The sequence below is a fragment of the Streptomyces djakartensis genome (genome assembly GCF_014651075.1).
GTDB classification, from domain to species: domain Bacteria; phylum Actinomycetota; class Actinomycetes; order Streptomycetales; family Streptomycetaceae; genus Streptomyces; species Streptomyces djakartensis.
Genome location: NZ_BMWE01000019.1, coordinates 112,246 through 133,742, shown reverse-complemented (window position 1 = coordinate 133,742; position 21,497 = coordinate 112,246). Strand labels below are relative to the sequence as shown.

At 74.3% G+C, this 21,497-nt stretch carries 19 protein-coding genes; 12 read left to right on the top strand and 7 right to left on the bottom strand.

Going from position 1 to position 21,497, the window contains the following annotated elements; genetic code table 11:
- A partial coding sequence (locus IE212_RS27750; protein WP_229864619.1) for an ATP-binding protein occupies nt 1-1,166 on the bottom strand: 1,166 nt, incomplete at its 3' end.
- 323 nt (nt 1,167-1,489) lie between these two features.
- Here IE212_RS27750 and IE212_RS27745 point away from each other — a divergent pair.
- Nucleotides 1,490-1,726 carry a hypothetical protein gene (locus tag IE212_RS27745; protein WP_190200700.1) on the top strand — a complete coding sequence of 79 codons (237 nt, stop codon included), beginning with the start codon at nt 1,490-1,492 and terminating at the stop codon, nt 1,724-1,726.
- A 208-nt stretch (nt 1,727-1,934) separates the two neighbouring features.
- Nucleotides 1,935-3,593 carry a catalase gene (locus IE212_RS27740; RefSeq protein ID WP_190200699.1) on the top strand — a complete coding sequence of 553 codons (1,659 nt, stop codon included), beginning with the start codon at nt 1,935-1,937 and terminating at the stop codon, nt 3,591-3,593.
- Nucleotide 3,594: 1 nt separating this feature from the next.
- Here IE212_RS27740 and IE212_RS27735 read toward each other — a convergent pair whose 3' ends face one another.
- Nucleotides 3,595-4,449: a fructosamine kinase family protein gene (locus tag IE212_RS27735; protein WP_190200698.1), complete on the bottom strand. Its 855-nt coding sequence runs from the start codon at nt 4,447-4,449 to the stop codon at nt 3,595-3,597.
- Between the two features lie 138 nt (nt 4,450-4,587).
- Here IE212_RS27735 and IE212_RS27730 point away from each other — a divergent pair, with 138 nt between their 5' ends.
- The 9 genes from IE212_RS27730 (at nt 4,588) to IE212_RS27690 (ending at nt 14,037) form a co-directional block, all read left to right on the top strand.
- A complete protein-coding gene (locus IE212_RS27730) occupies nt 4,588-4,911 on the top strand; it encodes a hypothetical protein (RefSeq protein WP_190200697.1) in 324 nt (107 codons plus the stop codon).
- Between the two features lie 776 nt (nt 4,912-5,687).
- Complete coding sequence (locus IE212_RS27725) at nt 5,688-6,215, top strand: hypothetical protein (protein WP_190200696.1); 528 nt, start codon at nt 5,688-5,690, stop codon at nt 6,213-6,215.
- A gap of 249 nt (nt 6,216-6,464) precedes the next feature.
- Nucleotides 6,465-7,430, top strand: coding sequence for an NAD-dependent epimerase/dehydratase family protein (locus IE212_RS27720; protein WP_190200695.1), 966 nt, complete (start codon nt 6,465-6,467; stop codon nt 7,428-7,430).
- Nucleotides 7,431-7,517: 87 nt separating this feature from the next.
- A complete protein-coding gene (locus IE212_RS27715) occupies nt 7,518-9,242 on the top strand; it encodes a carbamoyltransferase family protein (protein WP_229864618.1) in 1,725 nt (574 codons plus the stop codon).
- On the top strand, nt 9,239-10,312 hold the full coding sequence (locus tag IE212_RS27710; RefSeq protein WP_190200694.1) for a glycosyltransferase family 2 protein: 1,074 nt from the start codon (nt 9,239-9,241) through the stop codon (nt 10,310-10,312). The genes IE212_RS27715 and IE212_RS27710 overlap by 4 nt, the downstream gene beginning before the upstream one ends.
- A 58-nt stretch (nt 10,313-10,370) precedes the next feature.
- Nucleotides 10,371-11,444, top strand: coding sequence for a glycosyltransferase family 9 protein (locus IE212_RS27705; RefSeq protein ID WP_190200693.1), 1,074 nt, complete (start codon nt 10,371-10,373; stop codon nt 11,442-11,444).
- On the top strand, nt 11,441-12,406 hold the full coding sequence (locus tag IE212_RS27700) for a glycosyltransferase (RefSeq protein ID WP_190200692.1): 966 nt from the start codon (nt 11,441-11,443) through the stop codon (nt 12,404-12,406). Before IE212_RS27705 ends, IE212_RS27700 begins: the two co-directional genes overlap by 4 nt.
- Complete coding sequence (locus IE212_RS27695; RefSeq protein WP_190200691.1) at nt 12,403-13,680, top strand: glycosyltransferase; 1,278 nt, start codon at nt 12,403-12,405, stop codon at nt 13,678-13,680. The genes IE212_RS27700 and IE212_RS27695 overlap by 4 nt, the downstream gene beginning before the upstream one ends.
- A gap of 186 nt (nt 13,681-13,866) precedes the next feature.
- A complete protein-coding gene (locus IE212_RS27690) occupies nt 13,867-14,037 on the top strand; it encodes a hypothetical protein (RefSeq protein ID WP_190200690.1) in 171 nt (56 codons plus the stop codon).
- Between the two features lie 7 nt (nt 14,038-14,044).
- Here IE212_RS27690 and IE212_RS27685 read toward each other — a convergent pair whose 3' ends face one another.
- The 4 genes from IE212_RS27685 to IE212_RS27670 form a co-directional block, all read right to left on the bottom strand.
- Nucleotides 14,045-15,346, bottom strand: coding sequence for an MFS transporter (locus IE212_RS27685; protein ID WP_373301435.1), 1,302 nt, complete (start codon nt 15,344-15,346; stop codon nt 14,045-14,047).
- Nucleotides 15,347-15,715: 369 nt separating this feature from the next.
- Nucleotides 15,716-16,279, bottom strand: a complete 564-nt coding sequence (locus tag IE212_RS27680) for a hemerythrin domain-containing protein (RefSeq protein ID WP_190200688.1) — start codon at nt 16,277-16,279, stop codon at nt 15,716-15,718.
- 78 nt (nt 16,280-16,357) lie between these two features.
- A complete protein-coding gene (locus IE212_RS27675) occupies nt 16,358-16,891 on the bottom strand; it encodes a DoxX family protein (protein ID WP_190200687.1) in 534 nt (177 codons plus the stop codon).
- Between the two features lie 63 nt (nt 16,892-16,954).
- Entirely contained in the window at nt 16,955-18,127 is a 1,173-nt protein-coding gene (locus tag IE212_RS27670) for an amidohydrolase (RefSeq protein WP_190200711.1), read from the bottom strand.
- A 268-nt stretch (nt 18,128-18,395) separates the two neighbouring features.
- Between IE212_RS27670 and IE212_RS27665 the strand changes: the two genes are divergently transcribed.
- Nucleotides 18,396-19,859 carry an aminotransferase class I/II-fold pyridoxal phosphate-dependent enzyme gene (locus IE212_RS27665; protein ID WP_190200686.1) on the top strand — a complete coding sequence of 488 codons (1,464 nt, stop codon included), beginning with the start codon at nt 18,396-18,398 and terminating at the stop codon, nt 19,857-19,859.
- A gap of 21 nt (nt 19,860-19,880) precedes the next feature.
- Here IE212_RS27665 and IE212_RS27660 read toward each other — a convergent pair whose 3' ends face one another.
- Nucleotides 19,881-21,245, bottom strand: a complete 1,365-nt coding sequence (locus tag IE212_RS27660; protein WP_190200685.1) for a carbohydrate-binding protein — start codon at nt 21,243-21,245, stop codon at nt 19,881-19,883.
- Nucleotides 21,246-21,497 lie beyond the last annotated feature (252 nt).

Here is a 21,497-nt window from a genome sequence, read left to right as displayed (position 1 = left end):
GGCGGCGCGGCCGGCTCCGGCCCGGGCCGGCCGGACGCGTGGGCACCGGTGCTCCGGAACGAGGCCGGACCGCCCGCGGCGTCGCGCTCGGCCCGGTGGGTCGAACGCGGGGCGCTGGCCGCCGGAGGCGTCTCCTCGGGGTCGATCCGGGTCAGCAGATGGCTGTCCACCCGCAGCACGGCCCGGACACCGCCGTACGGTGAGGGGGAGGAAAGGTCCACGCTCAGGTCGAACTGCCGGGTCAGCTGACCGATGGCGGCCAGGCCCATGCGCGGCGGGTCGCCGAGCTCGGTGAGCAGGATCGGTTCGGAACCCGCCACCATCCGCTGGGCACGGGCCCGTTCGTCGTGGGTCATGCCCAGCCCGGCGTCGTCCACGGTGACGCAGACGCCGTGGTGGACGGCCTCGAGGTTGACCACGACGTCCGTGTCGGGCGCGGAGTGCCGCAGCGCGTTGTCGAGGAGTTCGGCGACGATGATGGCGACCGGCTCCACGGCGTGGGAGACCAGCGCGGTGCCCGGAGCCAGGTGGTTGTGGACCCGGACTCTCCGGTAGCCCGCGAGCCGTGCCTGACCGCCCGTCACCGCGTCGACGAGGTGGGACTCCTCACGGGCCAGCCCCACCCACGCCCCGCACACCACCGCGGCGATCTGCGCGCGGCGCAGCGACTGCTCGTTCTCGTGGTCCAGCGCGAACAGGGTCTGTGCCAGCTCGGGGTCGTCGTAGCGTTGCTGCAGACCGCGCAGGGCGTCCTGCAACCGGTACAGCGCCGCCTGGATCTCCCGGGTGGCCCCGCGCATACCGGCCTGTGCCGCCGCGTCGATCCGGGTGCGCTGCGCGGCGAGTTCGGCGTGCAGCCCCTTGAGCACCTGGTCCAGGGCGACGCCCAGGGACGAGCCGGCGAGCTGCGGGTTCAGCGGCCCGGGCACGGTGAGGTGCGGATGGGCGACCTGCCGGGCCGCCGCGGGCACGCGCTGCGCCGCCAGGTGCTCGACCTCCGCGGTGAACGCCCGTGAGGTTCCGTCGAGTCGGGCGCGCAGGGCGGCCGTCTTCGCGCGCTGCGCACGCAGTTGCCGCCGCGCGCCCAGCAGCCCGCCGCCGAGGGCGAACGCGGACAGTGTGCCGAGGGCGAGACCACCGACGGCCAGGTCCGGTAGATCGATCATCGAGTGGGTTCCAGGGGGAGTGGGGCAGGGCGTGGTCCGAGGTGGTCTGTTCGAACCACCCGCAGCACAGTACACACCGTCACAGACCGATCTCGCACCGTGGAGGACCACTTCTTTCTGAAAGTGGAAGATGTCTGTTCGCTTCTGCGGTAACTGTCTGTATTGCCGCCCCGGGGGCGGGAGTTGGGGGGGCCTCGTCGATCTGCCCCGCAGTGGTGATCGCGTGAGCACGGAAAGCAACGGCGACGGTCTGTGTGTCAGCCCGCACGGGAGGGTACCCGTCCGGCGCCTGAAGAGGTCCGTCCCGGGAGAAGGAGGTCCGAATGAGCAGCCAGACGGAGACCGGCGGTGTGACCGGTACACAGGACAAGGACTACAACCTGATCTGGTACGTCGAGGCGTGCCTGAACAATGCCCTCCGCCTGGAAAATTACATCCAGGACGCGGAACGCGCCAAGGACACGGAGGTCGCGGACCTGTTCCGCAAGGCGCAGGCGGACAGCCGCAAGGGCGCCGAACTGGGCAAGTCGCTCCTGCGCGCGCGCCTCAACGAAGGCTGAGGCCCACCGGGCCGACGGCCCGGACCCCGCCGCGGCGGGGTCCGGGCTCGTTTTCGGCGTTTTCCGCGCCGCGGCCGGCACGGGAGCCCGGGGTGCGTGACTGATCCGCCTCACCGGGTACCCGGGCGGTCCCGCCACGCCCGGCCGGGCGGCTGCTCGCGGTGCCGCCCCGGCCGGCCGCCGGCCCGAGCCGAAGGAGCCCACGCATATGACGGACGTATCCGGTACCGGTCCCGCTCCGGGCGACGACCGAGAGGTCCTCACCAACCGCCAGGGCCATCCGGTCTACGACAACCAGAACCAGCGCACGGTCGGTGCCCGCGGCCCCGCCACGCTGGAGAACTACCAGTTCCTCGAGAAGATCAGCCACTTCGACCGGGAACGCGTCCCCGAGCGCGTGGTGCACGCCCGAGGCGTCACCGCCTACGGACACTTCGAGGCCTACGGCACCTGGGGCGACGAACCGATCAGCCGCTACACCCGGGCCAAACTGTTCCAGGAGCGCGGCAAGCGCACCGATGTGGCCGTCCGTTTCTCCACCGTCATCGGCGGCCGGGACTCCTCCGAGGCCGCCCGGGACCCACGTGGTTTCGCGGTCAAGTTCTACACCGAGGACGGCAACTGGGACCTGGTCGGCAACAACCTCGGCGTCTTCTTCATCCGCGACGCCATCAAGTTCCCGGACGTCATCCACGCCCTCAAGCCGGACCCGGTGACCTTCGAGCAGCAGCCCGGCCGCATCTTCGACTTCATGTCGCAGACGCCCGAGGCCATGCACATGCTGGTCAACCTGTTCAGCCCGCGCGGCATCCCCGCCGACTACCGCCACATGCAGGGCTTCGGGGTCAACACCTACAAGTGGGTGAACGCCGACGGCCACACCAGGCTCGTCAAGTACCACTGGATGCCCAAGCAGGGCGTGCGCAGCATGACCGAGGAGGACGCGGCCAACGTCCAGGCCGACACCCTGGGCCACGCCACCAAGGACCTGTACGAGGCGGTCGCCCGCGGTGACCACCCGGAGTGGGAGCTGCTCGTCCAGATGATGGACGACCACGACCACCCGGAGCTCGACTTCGACCCGCTGGACGACACCAAGACCTGGCCCGAGCAGGACTTCCCGCCGAAGCCGGTCGGCCGGATGGTGCTCGACCGCATGCCCAGGGACTTCTTCGCCGAGAACGAGCAGATCTCCTTCGGCACCGGCGTCCTCGTCGACGGCCTGGACTTCTCCGACGACAAGATGCTGGTCGGCCGGACCTTCTCCTACAGCGACACCCAGCGCTACCGGGTCGGCCCGAACTACCTGCAGCTGCCGGTCAACCAGGCCAAGAACGCCGAGGTGCGCACCAACCAGCGCGACGGCCAGATGGCCTACTACGTGGACGGCGCAGGCGAGAACCCGCAGGTGAACTACGAACCGTCGATCACCGGCGGCCTGCGCGAGGCGCGGTACCCCACGCACGACGAACAGGGACCGGAGATCCAGGGCCGTCTGACCCGCAAACGCATCCCGCGCACCAACGACTACCTGCAGGCCGGACAGCGCTACCTGCTCCTGGAGGACTGGGAGCGCGACGACCTCGTGAAGAACTTCATCAATCAACTGTCGCAGTGTGACCGGCAGGTGCAGGAGCGCATGGTCTGGCACTTCCTGCTGGTCGAGAACGATCTCGGCCTGCGGGTCGGCGAGGGACTGGGCATCGGCCCGGAGGACGTGGCCGGCCTGGAGCCGCTGGCGAGCCAGGACCTCACCGACGAGGACCGCGAACGCCTGTCGAACCTCGGCAAGAACAAGCCGCGTGACGTCGAGGGGCTCACCATGACCCACTGCGTCCCCGACGAACGGCATGTCGTGACGCGCTGAGTCAGCCCGCCAGGGCCGTACGGGCCACGGACAGGGCCCGTTCCGCGTAGCCCCGGCCGAACAGCACGGCGTGCACCAGCAGGGGGAACAGCTGGTGCACGCCGACGCGTTCCGCCCAGCCGTCGGCGAGCGGCGCCTGTTCCCGGTAGCCGTCCAGCACGTGCTCCAGATGCGGGCAGCCGAAGAGCCGCAGCATCGCCAGGTCGGTCTCGCGGTGCCCGCCGTGCGCGGCCGGATCGATCAGACGGACGTGCCCGTCGGCCGCCCACAGCACATTGCCGTTCCACAGGTCACCGTGCAGCCGCGCCGGTGGCTCGGCGGGCCCCGCGAGTTCCGGCAGCCGCTCGCACAGACGCTCCACGGCGGTCGCCTCACCGGGGCGGATCGTGCCCTGGTCGACCGCGCGGCGCAGATACGGCAGGACGCGATGCTCGGCGTACCAGCGCGGCCAGTCGGTGCCGGGCTCGTTGCGCATCGGGGCGAGCCCGATCCAGGCGTCCGCCGGCCCGTCCGGCGGGGGCGCGCCGAACGCGGGAGCCCCGGCGCCGTGCAGCGCGGCCAGACCACGGCCGAAGGCGATGGCCGCCTCCCGGCTCGGCCGCCCTGCCGTGACCCGGTCGAGGACCAGCCAGTTGCCGTCGTGGCCGTGTACGGCCGGTACGCGCACCGAGCGGGCGCCGGCGAGCCAGCGCAGCCCTGCCGCCTCGGCCCGGGCCGCCCCGGGATCGCCGGAGCGCTTGACGATGACGACCCGCTCGTCGTCGAGGGTGACCTCGGTGAGCGACGCGGACAGGGGCCTCTCGCTCCTGACCGTCCGTCCGGTGAGCCGGGCCGCCACATCCGCACGGCTGGTCATGCGGGGCTCCCTTCCAGCTGCGCGCTTGATCAGCACCCAGCGTAGACCCGGGACATGCGCCACGCGCCGGTCACGCGGGACGGTGAAATCCGGCCGTGGGCCGACAGAAGGGGTGGCCGCCCGGGGAGCAGTCGGGGCATGACGAGTTCATCGTTCCAGAGCACCATCGTCCTGCCCGCCCCCGTGTGCGAACAGGCCGCACAGCACCTGGAGCAGGCCGTACAGCGGGCCATCGACGGAGCCGAGATCCCCCTGAAGGCGTTCCGCGCGGCCGCCGACAACGACTTCACCTTCCCCGTCCCGGTCGTCGAGCAGGCGGCGGCCTGTCTGCTGGTCCTGGCCACCGAGACCGCCCAGACCGTCCGCCCGTCCGCCCTGCGCGCCGTCATCAGCGTCGCGCTGCGGCTGCGGGACGCCGTACACCTGGCGCATCAGCCCGCCCTCAGCAGCAGGTTCTGGTAAGCCTGGGCAGCCGCCGGACGCCGGACGCCGGGCCTGCCCGGGGCACCGGCACCGCTGCCGTCCGGCCCCGGGCCCGGCACCCTCGCGGCTGACATCGGCCCAGGTGACGATCGCGGGCGCCGTACCACTGGCGCCGGCCGGCCCGGGCACTGCCGTGGGTGCGCGCGCCCGGCAGCAGCCGGGCCGGCCGGTCTCACAGCGCGTCCGGCCCGCACGGGCGGCGATCACGCCCGGCACCGTCCGCAGCGCGAGTCCCGCCAGACCCCTGCGGCCGGTGCGCAAGCGCAGGTCGAGCCGCGTCGCGGAAACCGCCCAGTGCGGGCCGTCCGCGCCCCGCGCCCTGACCGGTGCGGTGCACACCTCGTCGAAGTCCGCCGTCCTCCGCGAGGACGCCGGCAGCAGCCGGTGCCCGCCCGCGTCTTCGCACATCACGTCGCTGAAGGGCCCGAAGGGGGGAAGCCGCCCGGTGACCCGGCACCACCCGGGCGCCGGACTCCGTTCCCGGCCCCGCGATCCAGCCGTCGAAGCGCGGACGGCGGGGTGACCGGCCGGTTGTCCGCGGCGGGCGGGGGATTCGCCGGACGTCTCAGCTCCGTGGAAGGGCACGCGGGCCGGGTGTCCGGCTCGGTTCCGCGGCGAAACGGGACTCGCGTCGTGCCGATGTGGCCGAGACCACGTTCCGGACGAGGCCCCCGTCACGTCCCGGGCCGCGGGGCGGCGGCTACCGTCTACGACCACGTCCCCCCCTCTTCCCACCCCTTCCGGACGGCCCGGCAGTGCACGCAGATCTCTCCCCTGTCATCGCGGCGACCGCCCAGTGGCTGACCCGCTCCTTCCCCGCCTCCGGCGGCGCGCTGGCATCCGCCCTGTGCGAGGTGCAGGCCCGGCAGGCCGTGACCGTGGCGGCATGGCTCAGGTACCCGACCGCCATGGACGCCGCTCTGCTCGGCATGGCCGGCCCCGGCGGCTCCGCGCGGCTCGACTGGGTGACCGGCGCGGACGCGGCCCTGGACGACGACACGGACGCGCACGCCTGGCGCACCTGGGTGGACGAGGTCGTGGCGAGCTGGGCGGCCGGCCTGCTCACCGACCCCGAGCTGGCCGCACTGGCGGTGGCCGCGCTGGCCGACGGCAGCCACAGCACCGGCGGCCACGCCGAGTTCCGCCGGCTCCTCGCCCCCGACGACCGCGACCGCGAGGCCGCGGCCCTGCTCCGCCACCCCGACCTGCTCGCCCCCGTCGCCGGACTCCACCGCAGTCAGCTCCTCGACCGCCTCAACCAGGGCCGCACCCTGATCGCCTGACCCACCACCGCGTCCCCAGCGGTGGGAGCGGATTCTGACGTCTCCGCCCACCACCCTCCAGTCGCGGGAACCGCCCGCGCCCGCACGCTCACCCTCCGTGACTCACCGGTTTGCCGTACGCGACCGTGCCTCGCCCTGACGGTCGGCGGACGCTGATGCTGGGCCCCACGGACTCCGGCCGGCCTCGGCGGCCCGAGGCGCGCCACGTCCGTGCCGGGCAGTGCCGCCACTGACGGAGGAGAGACCGAGATGACCACCGCCCCCTCACGGAGCTGGAAACACGCCGTCGTCACCGGTGGCGCCGGGTTCGTCGGCTCCCATCTGTGCGCCGCCCTGCTGGACGCGGGCACGGCAGTCACCTGCGTGGACGACTTCAGCACCGGGCGGCCCGAGAACATAGCCCCTCTCCTCGAGCAACCACGGTTCACCCTCCTGCAGGCCAACGTCGCCGAGGGACTGCGGGTCAAACGGCCCCCCGACCTCGTCCTGCACTTCGCCTCCCCGGCCTCCCCGGCGGACTACCTGCGACTGCCGCTGCACACCATGGAGACCGGCAGTCTCGGCACCCGCAACGCGCTGGACCTCGCGCACTGCGCGCGCGCCCGCTTCGTCCTCGCCTCGACCTCCGAGGTCTACGGCGACCCGCAGCAGAACCCGCAGGACGAGCGCTACTGGGGCAACGTCAACCCGGTCGGCCCACGCAGTGTCTACGACGAGGCCAAACGCTTCGGTGAGGCGCTGACCACCGCCCACGCGGAGACGCACGGCACCGACACCTGCATCGTCCGGCTGTTCAACACCTACGGCCCCCGGATGCGCGGCCACGACGGACGCGCGGTACCGACCTTCGTGCGGCAGGCCCTGGCCGGCGAGCCGCTCACCGTCACCGGCGACGGCCGGCAGACCCGGTCGCTGTGCTACGTCGACGACACCGTCCGCGGCGTCCTCGCGGCGGCCGCCCACGGCATGCGCGGCCCCGTCAACATCGGCAACCCGACCGAGATCACCATGTTCGACCTGGCCCGACTGGTCGTCGAACTCGCCGGGTCCCCGTCGGAGATCCGCTTCATCGAACGCCCCGTGGACGACCCGGCCGTGCGCTGCCCCGACATCACACTCGCCCGCGACAAGCTCGGCTGGGACCCGCAGGTGCGCGCCGAGGAAGGCCTGCGGCGCACCATCGCCTGGTTCCGCGAGGACGGAACGGACGGCTGACCCACCCCTCGGGCACACCCCGGCCCGCGCCGCGCACCCCCGCGTCGGCACCGGTCCCGCCCACCCGCCGAAAGGCCCGGTACGCCCATGCGCATCCTCGGAATCAACGCCCTCTTCCACGACCCGGCCGCCGCCCTGGTGATCGACGGGCGGACCGTCGCCGCCGCCGAGGAGGAGAGGTTCTCGCGGCGCAAGCACGGGAAGAGACCCCTGCCGTTCTCCGCCTGGGAACTGCCCGAGAAGGCCGCCGCCTGGTGTCTGAAGCGCGCCGGGCTGCGCCCGGGGGACCTCGACGCGGTCACCTACTCCTTCGACCCGGCGCTGGCCCTGCCCGCCAGGGACATGGGACTCGACGACCCGTGGGACCACCTGCGCCTCACCTACGCCCGCGAGGCACCCGGCTTCCTGCGGACGGCCCTGCCCGGCCTCGATCCCGGCGTCGTCCGCTTCGTGCCGCACCACATGGCCCACGCGGCCTCCGCCGCCTTCGCCGCACCGGACGCGGGCAACTCCTCCGTGCTGGTCCTGGACGGCCGCGGCGAACGCGCCTCCCACCTGGCCGCACGCCGCGCGGGAGACCGGCTGGAGGCGCTGCGCGCGCAGGAACTGCCGCACTCGCTCGGCCTGGTCTACGAGGACCTCACCGCACACCTCGGCTTCCTGCGCTCCTCCGACGAGTTCAAGGTGATGGCCCTCGCCTCCCACGGCACCCCGCGCATGCTGGCCGAACTGCGCCGCCACGTGTACCCCACCGGTGACGGCGGCTTCCACGCCACCGCGGTGCCCTGGCAGGAACTGTGCCCGCCGCGCGGGCCGGACGAGCCGTGGACCCAGGACCACGCCGACGTCGCCGCGAGCGCCCAGGCCGTGCTGGAGGAGACCCTCCTCGACCTGGTCCGCTGGCTGCACGGCCGCACCCACGACACGGTGCTCACCCTCGCCGGTGGCGTCGCCCTCAACTGCGTCGCCAACTCCCGGGTCGCGCGCGAGGGCCCGTTCTCCCAGGTGTGGGTGCAGCCCGCCGCCGGTGACGCCGGTACCGCCCTGGGCGGCGCCCTGCTGCTGTCCGCCGCCGAGGGCGACCAGCCGAAGCCCATGCCCGGCGCCGACCTCGGCCGGGACTGGTCCGACGCGGAACTCGGAGCCTGGCTGAAGACCGCGGCCGTACCCTTCGAGCGGCCACCGGACATCGCCACGACCGTGGCCCGCGCCCTGGCCGGCAACGCGATCGTCGCCTGGTTCCAGGGCCGCTCCGAGTACGGCCCACGGGCACTCGGCCACCGCTCCCTGCTGGCCCACCCCGGGCACGCGGGCAACCTGGAGCGGCTCAACGACGTCAAGGGCCGCGAGCAGTTCCGGCCCGTCGCCCCCATGGTCCTCGCCGACCGCGCCGCCGAGATCTTCGACGGTCCGCTGCCCAGCCCGTACATGCTGTTCGTGCACGACGTCGCCCCTCAGTGGCGGGACCGCGTCCCGGCCGTGGTGCACGTCGACGGCACCGCCCGGATCCAGACCGTCGACCCGGCTCGCGAGCCGCTGGTGGCCCGCATGCTGGGCGCGTTCGAGCGGCTCACGGGACTGCCCGTGGTCGTCAACACCAGCCTCAACACCGCCGGCCGGCCCATGGTCGACGACCCGCGCGACGCCCTGGAGTGCTTCGGCTCCGCGCCCGTCGACCTGCTGGCCATCGGACCGTTCGCGATCCGGCGCGCCGACCTCTTCCGCACCGACGGGCGTTCCGGATCGCTTTCCGAATCCTGCTCCGACTTGCGTTCCGCATTCCGTTCCGACGACGCCGGAGGCCCCCGATGACCGAGCCCGACGCCCTGGCACGGGACGCCGAGTACGCCGTCGTGGTCCCGACGCTCGGCCGGCCCAGCCTGCGCGCCTGCCTGCACGCCCTGGCCGAGGCGGCCGGTCCGGGGCCGGTCCGGGTGGTTCTCGTCGACGACCGGCCGGACCCCGGGCGCCCGCCCCTCACCGCCGACGTACCGCCGTCCCTGCGCTCGCGCACCATCGTCGTGCCCGGCGGGGCGCGCGGACCCGCCGCCGCACGCAACCTCGGCTGGCGGGCCGCCGGTGACGTGCAGTGGATCGTCTTCCTCGACGACGACGTCGTACCCGGCCCCACATGGGGCGACGACCTGACCCTGGACCTGGCCGCGGCGGCCGACCGGACCGCCGGGATCGCCGCCCGGATCGAGGTGCCCCTGCCCGCCGACCGCCGTCCCACGGACTGGGAACGCAACACGGCCGGACTCGCCACCGCCCGCTGGATCACCGCGGACATGGCCTGCCGCCGGGCCGCGCTGGCCGCCGTCGGCGGCTTCGACGAGCGCTTCCGGCGGGCCTTCCGTGAGGACGCCGACCTCGCCCTGCGCATGATCGACGCCGGCTGGACGCTCACCGAAGGCCGGCGCACCACCACTCACCCCGTACGGCCGGCCGGGCGCTGGATCTCCGTCCGCCTCCAGGCGGGCAACGCCGACGACGTGCTGATGACCCGGCTGCACGGCCGCCACTGGTGGCGCCGGGCCGGGGCACCCCGTGGGCGCCTGCCCGCGCACCTCGCGGTGACCGGGGCGGGAGTGACGGCGCTGGGCTGCGCCCTGCTGGGCCGGCACCGCCCCGCGTGGGCCTGCGCCACCGCGTGGCTGGCGGGCACGGCCGAACTCGCCCTCGCCCGGATCCTGCCCGGCCCGCGCACCCGCGACGAGGTGCTCACCATGGCCCTGACCAGCGCATTCGTCCCACCGGCCGCGACCTGGCACTGGCTGCGCGGCCGACTGGCCCACCGCACGGCCCGGCCGCACGCCCCGTTCGCCACCGCCGAACCGGCGCCCCCGCCGCGCCCGGCGGTAAGGGAACGGCTGCGGTCATGACGGTCGCGAACATGACGCTCGCGAGCAAGACGGCTTCGGAGCTGACGGGAGAGCCGCGATGAGCCTTCTCCGTTCCCGCGGGGAGCTGCCCCGCACGCTCGTCGTCCGCCTCGACAGCGCCGGGGACGTGCTGCTGGCCGGGCCCGCCGTCCGGGCCGTCGCGGCCGGGTCGTCCCGCACCGTGCTGCTCTGCGGACCGCAGGGCGCGGCGGCGGGTCGGATGCTGCCCGGCGTGGACGACGTGCTGATCTATGACGCCCCCTGGGCCGGGCTGGAACCGCCGCCGGTCACACGGGCGGCCGCCCGGCGCGTCGTGGAGACGCTCACCGCGGGCCGCTTCGACCGGGCGCTCGTGCTCGTGTCGTACCACCAGAGCCCGCTGCCGGCCGCGCTGCTGCTGAGGCTGGCCGGGATCGGACGGATCGCCGCCGACAGTGAGGACTACCCGGGCGCGCTCCTCGACCTGCGGCACCGCAGGGCGCCGTACCGCCACGAGGTCCTGGCCGCCCTCGACCTGGCCCGGGCCGCGGGTTTCGCGCTGCCGCCCGGTGACGACGGCGCCCCGCGCGTCGCACCCCCGCCCCGCACCATCGGCCTCACCGGGCCAGGACCGTATGTCGTCGTCCACCCGGGCGCCGCCGTGCCCGCGCGCGCCTGGACTCCCGGGCGGGCCGCGCGGGCCGTGGCGGCACTGACCGCCGAGGGCCACCGGGTCGTCGTCACCGGAGGCGGCGCCGAGCGGGAGCTGACCGCGCGCGTCGCCGGCCGGCACGCACTGGACCTCGGCGGGGCCACCGATCTGCCGCAACTGGCCGGAGTCCTCGCCGGGGCACGCGTCGTCGTGGCCGGGAACACCGGACCGGCCCACCTCGCCGCCGCCGTCGGCACCCCCGTCGTCAGCCTCTTCGCGCCGGTCGTCCCCGCCGAACTGTGGGCCCCGTACGGCGTGCCGCACGTCCTGCTCGGGGACCGGCACGCCGCGTGCGCGGGCACGCGGGCCCGGCACTGCCCCGTGCGGGGCCACCCCTGCCTCGACGGCATCGGCGACGCCGAGGTGCTCGCCGCCGTGGCCGCCCTCACGGGCGACCCCGCGGACCAGGGAGAACAGACGGAGCGAGGAGCGGCCGTATGAACATCCTGCTGTGGCACGTACACGGCCCCTGGACGACCGCGTTCGTCCAGGGCCCGCACACCTACCTCGTCCCCGTGACCCCGGACCGCGGCCCGGACGGCCTGGGCCGGGCCCGCGCCTTCTCCTGGCCGGCCTCGGTGCGCGAGGTCGCTCGGGAGGAACTCCGCGACACACCCGTCGACCTGGTCCTCCTGCAACGCCCGCACGAGCTGGAACTGGCCGGTCTCTGGCTCGGCGGGCGCCGCCCCGGCCGGGACGTGCCCGCGCTCTACGTGGAGCACAACGCGCCCGACGGCGACGTGCCGGACACGCGCCACCCCTGCGCCGACCGGGCCGATCTGACGGTGGTGCACGTCACACACTTCAACCGGCTGTTCTGGGACTGCGGCACCACCCGCACCGCGGTCGTCGAGCACGGCATCGTCGACCCCGGCCACCGCTACACCGGCCGGCTCGCCCGTGCCGCCGTCGTCGTCGACGAACCCCTGCGGCGCGCCCGCCACACCGGTACGGACCTGCTGCCCGCCCTGGCCGAGGCGGTGCCGCTCGACGTGTTCGGCATGGGCACCGAGAACCTGGCCGGGCGCCTCGGCCTGCCGGCGGACCGCTGCCGCACCGCCGACCTGCCCCAGGGCGAACTGCACACGGCCATGGCCGAACGCCGCATGTACCTGCACCCGGTGCGCTGGACCTCCCTCGGGCTGTCCCTGGTGGAGGCGATGCACCTCGGCCTGCCCGTCCTGGCACTCGCGACCACCGAGGCGGTCGAGGCGGTGCCGCCCGGCGCGGGCACCCTCTCCACCCGCCCCGACGTCCTGGCCCGCACCGCCCGCCGCTACCTCCACGAACCCGAGGCCGCGGCCCAGGCCGGAGCCCGGGCCCGGCAGGCGGCCCTCGAACGATATGGGCTCAAGCGCTTCCTGGCCGACTGGGAGCGCCTGATCACGGAGGCGTGCTCATGACCCCGTCCCGCGGCTCCGTGCGCACAGCACCGTTCACGGGAGCCCCCCTCGATCCGGGTGTCCTCGCGATCGCGCTCGTCTCGGAGCACGCGAGCCCGCTCGCCGAGCCGGCCGGGGCCGACGCCGCAGGGCAGAGCGTCCACGTCGCCTGCCTCGCCGGCGCACTCGCCGACCGGGGGCACCGCGTCACCGTCTACACCCGCCGCGACGCACCCGACCTGCCCCGCCGGGTGGAACTCCGCGACGGCGTCGAGGTGCACCACGTCCCCGCCGGGCCGGCCGAGCCGCTTCCCGAGGACGCCCTGCTGCCGCTCATAAGCGAGTTCGGCAGCCACCTGGCACGCCGCTGGCGCACCAGGGCACCGGACGTGGTGCACTCGCACTACTGGATGTCCGGCCTGGCCGCGCTGCGCGCCACCCGGGCACACGGACTGCCCCTGCTGCACACTTACCACGCCCTCGGCACGGTCAAGCGACGGCACCAGCGCCTCGCCGACACCAGCCCGCCGGAGCGGATCCCCGCCGAGATCGAGGTCGGGCTGGGCTGCGAGCGCGTCGTCGCCACCTGCCGCGACGAGGCCGCCGAACTGGCCCGCATGGGCATACCCCCGCACCGGGTCGCGATCGTGCCCTGCGGCGTCGACCCCGGCCGCTTCACCCCGAACGGCCCGGCAACGCCGCGCGGACCCTACCCGCACCGGCTGATCCAGCTGGGCCGGCTGGTGCCGTGCAAGGGCGCCGCGGTGGCCGTCCAGGCGCTGGCCCGGCTGCCCGGCACCGAGCTCGTCGTGGCCGGCGGACCGCCCGCGGACCGGCTCGACGCCGACCCGGAGGTGCGCCGCCTGCGCGGCGTCGCCCGGGACACCGGCGTCGCCGACCGGGTCCGCTTCACCGGCGCCGTGCCCGGCGAGGAGGTGCCTGCGCTGCTGCGCTCCGCCGACGTGGTGGTGTGCCCCGCCGACCACGAACCCTTCGGCATCGTCCCGCTGGAGGCCATGGCCTGCGGCGTGCCCGTCGTGGCCAGCGCGATCGGCGGACAGCTCGACACCGTGGCCGATCCGGGCACCGGGCGGCTGGTGCCGCCCGGCGACCCGGAGGCCCTGGCCCGCGCCGTCGCCGGTCTGCTCGCCGACCCGGCGCTCCGAGCGGCCTGCGGGGCGGCCGGTCGCCGCCGGGTCCTGAGCCGGTACGGCTGGGGCCGGGTCGCCGAGGCGACCGAGGCCGTCTACTGCGAGGTCCTCGACGCCGAGCCCGCCGCGACGAGCGCAGGCTGACCCACCCGGCCCGACCCCCCGGCGGCCACCGACGCCCGCAGGCCGAAGGAGGCGCGGTCCCAGCACCGCCCGTCCGAGCGGGGGAGAGGTCTCGCGGAACGCCGGCGCGCCGCGGGCGTCTCCCTCACCCCGGTGACCGGGGGTCGTGCTGACCCGGCCGGGTCAGGCACCACGATGCTGGTCCCCGTGCCCTACCGGGCCACCGGAGATCCGTGCGGCGCGCCCGAAGCGGAGGCCGTGCGCTCCGGGGGCGGCCAGGCCGTGGTCCCGCCGTACCTCGACGACCGCTCCACGCCCGTGCCGACCCGCGGGGCGGCGCGGGCGGCCGCGGTGACCTTCAGAGCGCCGGGCTCGTGAGGTCTTCTCAGGCAGCCGTGCTCAGGTCGCGCTGCCCCGCCACGTCGCCCTCCCCCGTGCGGAGCACCACCGTGGTCGCGGTCCGGCGCTGCCGGAGCAGGTGGCCCGCGCCGATCGCACCGGCGATCAGCAGGCCACCGGTGACGAGGGCACCGCGGGCCCCGGCCAGCTCCATGAGCAGGCCGAGGGCGGGCGGGCCGCCCAGACTCCACACGGTGCCGACGCTGCCCCACACACCCAGCACCCGGCCCCGCAGGTGCGCGGGCGGATCGGTCTGCAGGACGGCCGTACCGGCGGTGTCGGAGACCGACTCGACCACGGCCATCGGCAGCACCAGCACGATCAGCACCGCCAGCGACGGCGACAGCCCCGCCACCACCTGCAGCAGCGCCCCGGCCGCCGCGAGCGCCCCCACGAGCCGCACGGACGGCCGGCGCAGCCGGGCGCCGAGAACCGCGCCGAGGATGCCGCCGGCGGCGAGCACCGTCGACACCGTGCCGAACGAACCCGCCCCGCCCGCGAGCGGCCCGGTGACCAGCACCGCCAGGGTGAGCTGGTAGTTGCGGCCGAACACCGCGCTGAGCCCGGTCACCCCGGCCAGCGCCATCAGACGGGGGCGGCGCGCGAAGAATGCCAGGCCCTCGCGCACGGTCATGCCGGAACCGGTGTCCTTCGCGTCCGGGGCGGCCTGCCGGACCGCTCCGGCCGCCGGGCGCAGAAACGGGATGACCGAGGCCACGAACAGGAACGACAGCCCGTTCGCGAAGTACGCGGCGGACGTGCCGAGGAACCCGACGGCCACGCCGGCCAGAGCCGCCCCCACGAGCCGCCCCGCCTGGTGCACCAGCGCCCCGACCCCGATGGCCGAGGGCACGTCCTCCGGCGGGACGAGGTCGTTGCCCAGCAGCGCGCACGCCGGATTGTCGACGGTCGCGACGACACCCGTGAGGGCGGCCAGCACCATCAAGGAGGTCATGTCGAGCTGGTCCAGTGCCACGAGGACGGCCGTCGTGAACGCGATCGCGCCGAGCAGCGCCTGGCTCACGGCCGCCGTCAGCTTCCGGGGCCACCGGTCGACGGCCGCGCCGCCCAGGACGCTCATCAGCAGGGCGGGGGCCGCCTGCACGGACATGGACAGCCCGGTCGCGGCGGCGGACCCGGTGATCTGCAGGACCAGCAGGTTCTGCACCGTGAGCTGCATCCACGTGCCGGCGTTCGACACGAAGTTCGCGGCGGACCACCAGCGCATGCTGCGGTACCTCAGCGACCGCCAGGGCGAGCGGGAGGTGGGCTGGGCAGGGGAGGGCAAGGAGGAAGACACAGTGCGTTACTCGTCGTCGAGTCCGAGGACTCAGGAGAGGGAGGACGAGGGGAACGGGAAGCACCGGCTGCGCTGCGCGGTGGCTCCCCTCGCCGGGACAGGCGCCGACCATCGTGGCAGAGGCACGCCCCGAGTCGGCGCCGCCCGCGGCTCGCCCGCCGCCTGCGCACTACTCAAACGCGCCCGGAAGCAAAGGATTTGGCGAAGCCAGTGTGGTTGATCACAGTTGACGATCACGGGCCGTGCCCGGCCCTGTCCCGGTGATGCGGGACACACCACGAGGGATGCGGCACACACCACGAGGGAGGGGCCCGTCGCTCAGGCGACGGGCCCCTCCCTCGTGCGGCTGCGACCGCGTCACCCGGATTTCCCGCGGCCGGTCAGCGCGTCCCGGAGCCGGTCGACCATTCCGGTGCCCGGAGCCAGCAGCTTGTTCGCCGGAGGCTTGTCCGGGGCCGCCGGATGGGGCCGGGTCGGGGCGGTCTTCTTCGCGCTCCGCACCTTCTCGCCCAGCTCGTCGAGCGCGTCCGCGGGACAGGCCTGCCGCAGCGCCGGGAAGAGGTTCTCCTCCTCGTCCGCGATGTGCGAGCGGATCTCGCTCATCAGCATGCCGACCAGCCGGTCGAAGTCGGCGTCACCCGGGTCGCAGCCCTCCAGATCCTTCATGATCCGCTCGGCCGTGGCGTGGTCCTGCAGCTCCTGGTCGGCGAGCTCGTCCCCGCCCGCCACGTGCTTGCGCACGGCCGGGTAGAGGTAGGCCTCCTCGGCCACCGAGTGCCGCACCAGCTCGATCGTGACCTGGTCCGCGTACAGCTTGCGGTCCTTGTGCCCCGGCGGCAGCGCCTCGATCTTGCCGAACATCTCCTCGACTTCGCGGTGATCGGTCACCAGCTCGTCGATGACGTTCCCTCCGTGTCCCATGTCCTTCACCTCCAGCCCACGGGGTTCCCCGGGGCTCCGGGAGCTAACGCCGGGCAGGACCCGCCTCACCCGGACGGATCAGGCGGGCAGCTTGGCCCGCACCCGCCCGGCGACCGCGGCCGGGCGTGCGGTGGCACGGACGGAACGGCGCACCAGCCCCGCGTCACGCCGCAGACCGCGGGCGGCGTGGGTGCCGCGCCACAGCAGCGAGGGGCGGGCACCGGTGTCGTCGGCGGCGATCAGAAGTCCGCCGAGCATGGACATGTTCTTGAAGAAGTGGATGCGCTGTTCGGCACGCTCCGAGGGATCCTCCACCTCCCAGAAGCGGTGCGCGGCCAGCGTCGTGGGCACCAGGGTCGCCGCGATGGCCAGCGCGGCCGGACGGGGCATGCGCCCGGTGGCCAGCATCAGCCCGGCCGCCACCTGCACCGCGCCGCTCAGGCGAACGACCTGCTCGGTGCGGTCGGGCAACGCCGGGACCCGCTCCGTGACGGGCTGGACGACAGGCTCCGCGATCGGGGCCACCTGCTCCGGCTCCCGGACGGAACTCAGGCCGCCCGTGAGGAACATCGAGGCCAGCATGGGGCGACCGAGCAAGCGCATCAGACTCATGGCCCTCTCCAGGGGTGTCGGTGGTACGGCGTTCGCCGGGTTCCCCGCCAGGGGCACACGCACTCACCCTCCTCGCGCCGCCCGGTGCCGCGCCCACGCCTCCCCGCGCAGTTCGCCCGACCGCAGTACGTCGACGGCGGTGCACGCGAGGGCCTCCGTCACGGCGATCAGCACCTCCCGGGCCCGGCCGGACGCGGCGGCCTCGGCGAATTCCGGGGTGTGGTCGGAACCGTCCTCGTCCATGATCGCCACGAACGGGTGAATGGCCGGGACCCGCGTACTGACGTTCCCGATGTCGGAGGACCCCAGGTACACCCCCGGCGCCGGCGGTGACAGCGTGATGCCGGCCCGGGCCAGGTGGGCGGCGAACCGTTCGGACAGCACCTCGCTGTCCTGGAAGTGCTCGTAGCGCACGGTGGCACGTTCCACCTCGGCGGTGGTGCCCGTGGCCCGGGCCACACCCTCGGCGCACTCCCGCAGCCGGCCCGCCAGCTCCCGCAGCGCCCCCGTCGTGGCCGCGCGCAGGCCGAACAGGCCCTCGGCGTACTCCGGGACGATGTTCGTGGCGGTGCCGCCGTGCGTGACGATGCCCTGCACGTGCGAGCCGTCCGGCAGCCGCCGCCCCACCACGCCCAGCACGTTGAACAGCTCCACGAGCGCCGCCAGCGCGTCGATGCCCTCCGTCGGATTCCCCGTGGGGTGCGCCGCCCGGCCGTGGAAGGCCACCCGGTACTGCACCTGCGCGGTCAGCGGCGCCCGGGCCCAGCTGTGCACGCCGGGGTGGAACATCAGCGCCGCGTCCACGTCGTCGAACACCCCGGCCTCCACCTCCAGGGCCTTGCCGCCTCCGCCCTCCTCGGCGGGAGTGCCCACGGCCAGCACCGACCCGCCGGACGCCTGCGCGGCACCCACCGCCAGAGCGGCTCCCAGGCCGGCCGCCGCGATGAGGTTGTGGCCGCACGCGTGGCCGAGGCCGGGCAGGGCGTCGTACTCCATCAGCAGCGCCACCGCGGGCCGGCCCCGGCCCGAGCGCGCCGTGAACGCGGTGGGCATCCCGGCCACGCCGCGCTGCACGGCGAAACCGGCGCGCTCCAGCTCGCCCGACAGCAGGGCCGCCGCCCGGTGTTCGGCGAAGCCGTACTCGGGGTCGGCGTGCAGACGCAGGGCCACGTTCCACAGCGCGTCCGCCCGGACCGCCACCTCCTCCCGAACGGCTCGGTACGCGTCCTCGCGCATGCGGTCCACGGGGCCTCCCCGGCGTCGGCAGCGGTGTGTCCGCACCCGGGTTTCACCGCACGCCGCGGCGACACGCGCCGCGTCTCCGGGCCGCAACGCGCCCCTACCAGGCCCACTCCGCACCGGATCGCGGGCCGCACCGCGACGGTGCCGCGATGCGCGGCGGCGTTTCGAGCGGTGCAGTCGTGCAACACGGTCTGTACCCGCCGGGCCACGACAGCGCGGACGACGCGGTGCCGGCCGGGCGGGCCGGACCTGGGAGGAAACCATGGACCACTCGCGCGTGCCCGTGCTTGAGGCGCTCGAGGCCTTCCGGCGCCGGGGCGACATCGCCTACGGCCCGCCGGGCCACAAGCAGGGCAGGGGAGTGGACCCCCGGGTCGCCGAGATCGTCGGACTGGACGTGTTCCGCTCCGACGTGCTCTCCCTCAACGGACTGGACGACCGCCGCCAGTCGCAGGGGGTCCTGAGCCAGGCGCAGGAGCTCATGGCGGACGCGGTCGGCGCCGAGCACGCGTTCTTCTCGACCTGCGGCAGCTCCCTGTCCGTGAAGACCGCCATGCTGGCCGTGGCCGGGCCGGGCGAGAAACTCCTGCTGTCGCGCAACGCCCACAAGTCCGTCATCGCCGCCGTCGTCGTCAACGGTGTCGAACCGATCTGGGTGCACCCGAAGTTCGACGCCGAACGGCATCTGGCCCACCCGCCCGAGCCGGAGGACGTCCGGCGACGGCTCCGGGAGCACCCGGACGCCAAGGGCATGCTGCTCATCACCCCCACCGACTGGGGATCCTGCGCGGACGTCGGGGGAGTGGCCCGGGTGTGCCACGAGTTCGACGTGCCCGTCATCGTCGACGAGGCCTGGGGCGCCCATCTGCCGTTCCACCCCGCCCTGCCCGCCTGGGGCATGGACGCCGAGGCGGACCTGGTGGTGACCAGCGTGCACAAGATGGGCGGGGCCGTGGAGCAGAGTTCCGTCTTCCACCTGCAGTACGACCGCGTGTCGCCCGAGGTCCTCGCGCAGCGCGAGGACCTGCTCGGCACCACCAGTGCTTCCTCTCTCGTGTTCGCCACGCTCGACGGCTGGCGCCGGCAGATGGTGGAACAGGGCCAGGAGCTGCTGGAGGGGGCCATCCGCCGCGCCGGACGCGTCCGGGAGGCGGTGGCCGAGATGCCGGGCCTGCGCACCATGGGGCGCGAGGTCGTGGAGGAGGGGCTCACCGCCGACCTCGACCCGCTCAAGCTCGTCATCGACGTACGCAAGCTCGGCATGAGCGGTATGCAGGCCGCGGAGTGGCTGCGCACCTACCGGCACGTGGACGTGGGCGGCTCGGACAGCTGCCGCATCAGCGCCTCCATCACCCACGCGGACGACGACGAGACCGAGGAGATCCTGATCGACGCCCTGCGTTCGCTCGTCGAGCACGCCGAATACGTCGAACGGCGCCCCCCGGTCCGGCTCCCCGAACCCTCGGCGCTGGAACTGGAGCAGGCGATGCTGCCCCGCGCGGCGTTCTTCGCCCCGGTCGAGCACGTGCCCGCCGAGCGGGCCGCCGGACGGATCGCCGCGGAGACGATCAGCCCCTACCCGCCGGGCGTGCCCGTGGTGGCGCCCGGCGAGGTCATCACCGACGAGGTCCTGGACTACCTGCGCAGCGGGGCCGAGCACGGCGTCCTCATCCCCGACGCGGCAGACTCCTCCGTCCGGACGCTGCGGGTCGTGGCCCGGAGCTGAGCCGCGGGAGCTGATACCTCGTCACACCCGCTGCCACAGCGCCGGAGTGCGGGCGGGTGCCCAGGCACCCTGCGCCTGGTGGGTCTGCAGGCACTGGTAGCGCGCACCGGCGTGGCTCACCACGGCACCGGCCTCGTAGACACGGCCGGCGGTCCACGTCCGCGCCACGTCGTCCTGCGGGGCCGCGGCTTCGGCGGCCGTGGTTTTCAGGGTGAGGCCGAAGTCGCCGAGCAGCGGGTTGACCGGCTGGTAGAACGTGCTGCCCCCGCGGACGCAGTCGCCGGTACCGCCGGATAGGACGCCCTGCGCCTGGACGCCCGCGACATAGGGCCCGCCGGAGTCGCCCGGCTCGGCGCACACGGTCGTCCGGGTCAGCCCGTTCACCCTGCCCTCGGGGTAGCTGACGCTCGTGTCGTGCTGCTCGATCCGGCCGCAGTGCCACCCGGTGGTGGAGCCGGAGCGGCAGACCGCGGCGCCGACCAGCGCCTGCACCGAGCCGGCGATCCGCACGTTCTGACCGCCCTCGCCCCGCACGTTCGCGGTGGCCGTCCACTGGTCGTTGACGGCCACCCACGACATGTCCTTGCCGGGGAACGTGGACGCCTGGAACCTGCCCTGCGCCGTGTCGTCGTACCCGGTCGTCCTGGCACCCGTCCTGCCGCAGTGGCCCGCCGAGGCGAAACCCTGCTGTGTGCCCCTGGTGACGGAGAAACCGACGGAGCAGCGGGCGGTGCCGTTGATGTAGTAGGCGTCGCCGCCGGTGATGTCCGCCAGCAGACGCGGCCGCGTCGCCGTCACCCTGACACCCACGCTCTTGGCGTCCAGGCCCGCGGCCTTGACGAACGCGGCGGCCGCGGCCTTGCTCCCGGCCTCCACCGCGACCCGGTTCGCCGGGACGTCGACGTACCACAGGGGCGTGTCGCGGGTGTTGAGGCCGACCGCCGCCGTGTCCAGTTTCCGCTTCGCGGCCCGGAGGTCATGGAGCGTCCTCTTCACTACGACCGCCTTGGCCCCCTGGGCGCTGATGGCGGGCACGTCCGTCGGGTGGGTGGTCGCGACGACGAGTTCCTGCGACATCGTGCCGCGCAGCCAGGCCCCCGCGAACCTGCCGCCCAGGGCGTTGCGCAGCCGCCCCGCCCGGGCACCCGCCTCCGCCTCGTTGACCAGCCGCCGTGACGCCTGAGCCGGGGTCAGCCCGAGGTCGCGTTCCATGGCGCGCAGCACCGGAGCCGACGGCCGGTCGGCGCCGAGGGTCTGGGCGGCCGACGGCAGGGGGCCCGCGGGCGGCGCGGGCTCGGCCGCCACGGCGGAGGGGATCCCGGCGACGAGCGCGCCGAGCACGGTCAGGGCCACCCGGCGGCCGGCCCCGGCATGTCTGTGGACCATGCGTTGTGTCTCCTTCGGTCACGGTGAAAGGCTCGTGAACCCATAGGCCTTGCCGGAACGGCCCGGAGTGATGTCCAGCGCTGCCCCGTTTCGCGCTTGGGCGCGGGGAAGGACGCCAAGTGCAGTACTGCGGACGCCGGCCGGGTCAGGCGGGCTTCAGGCCTGGCGAGCCCGCCTCCCTGACGAAGGACCCGGACGTCGTACCGCCGCAAGCGCTGACCGCCGGGAAACGACGGCGGGCGATGTGCGGCG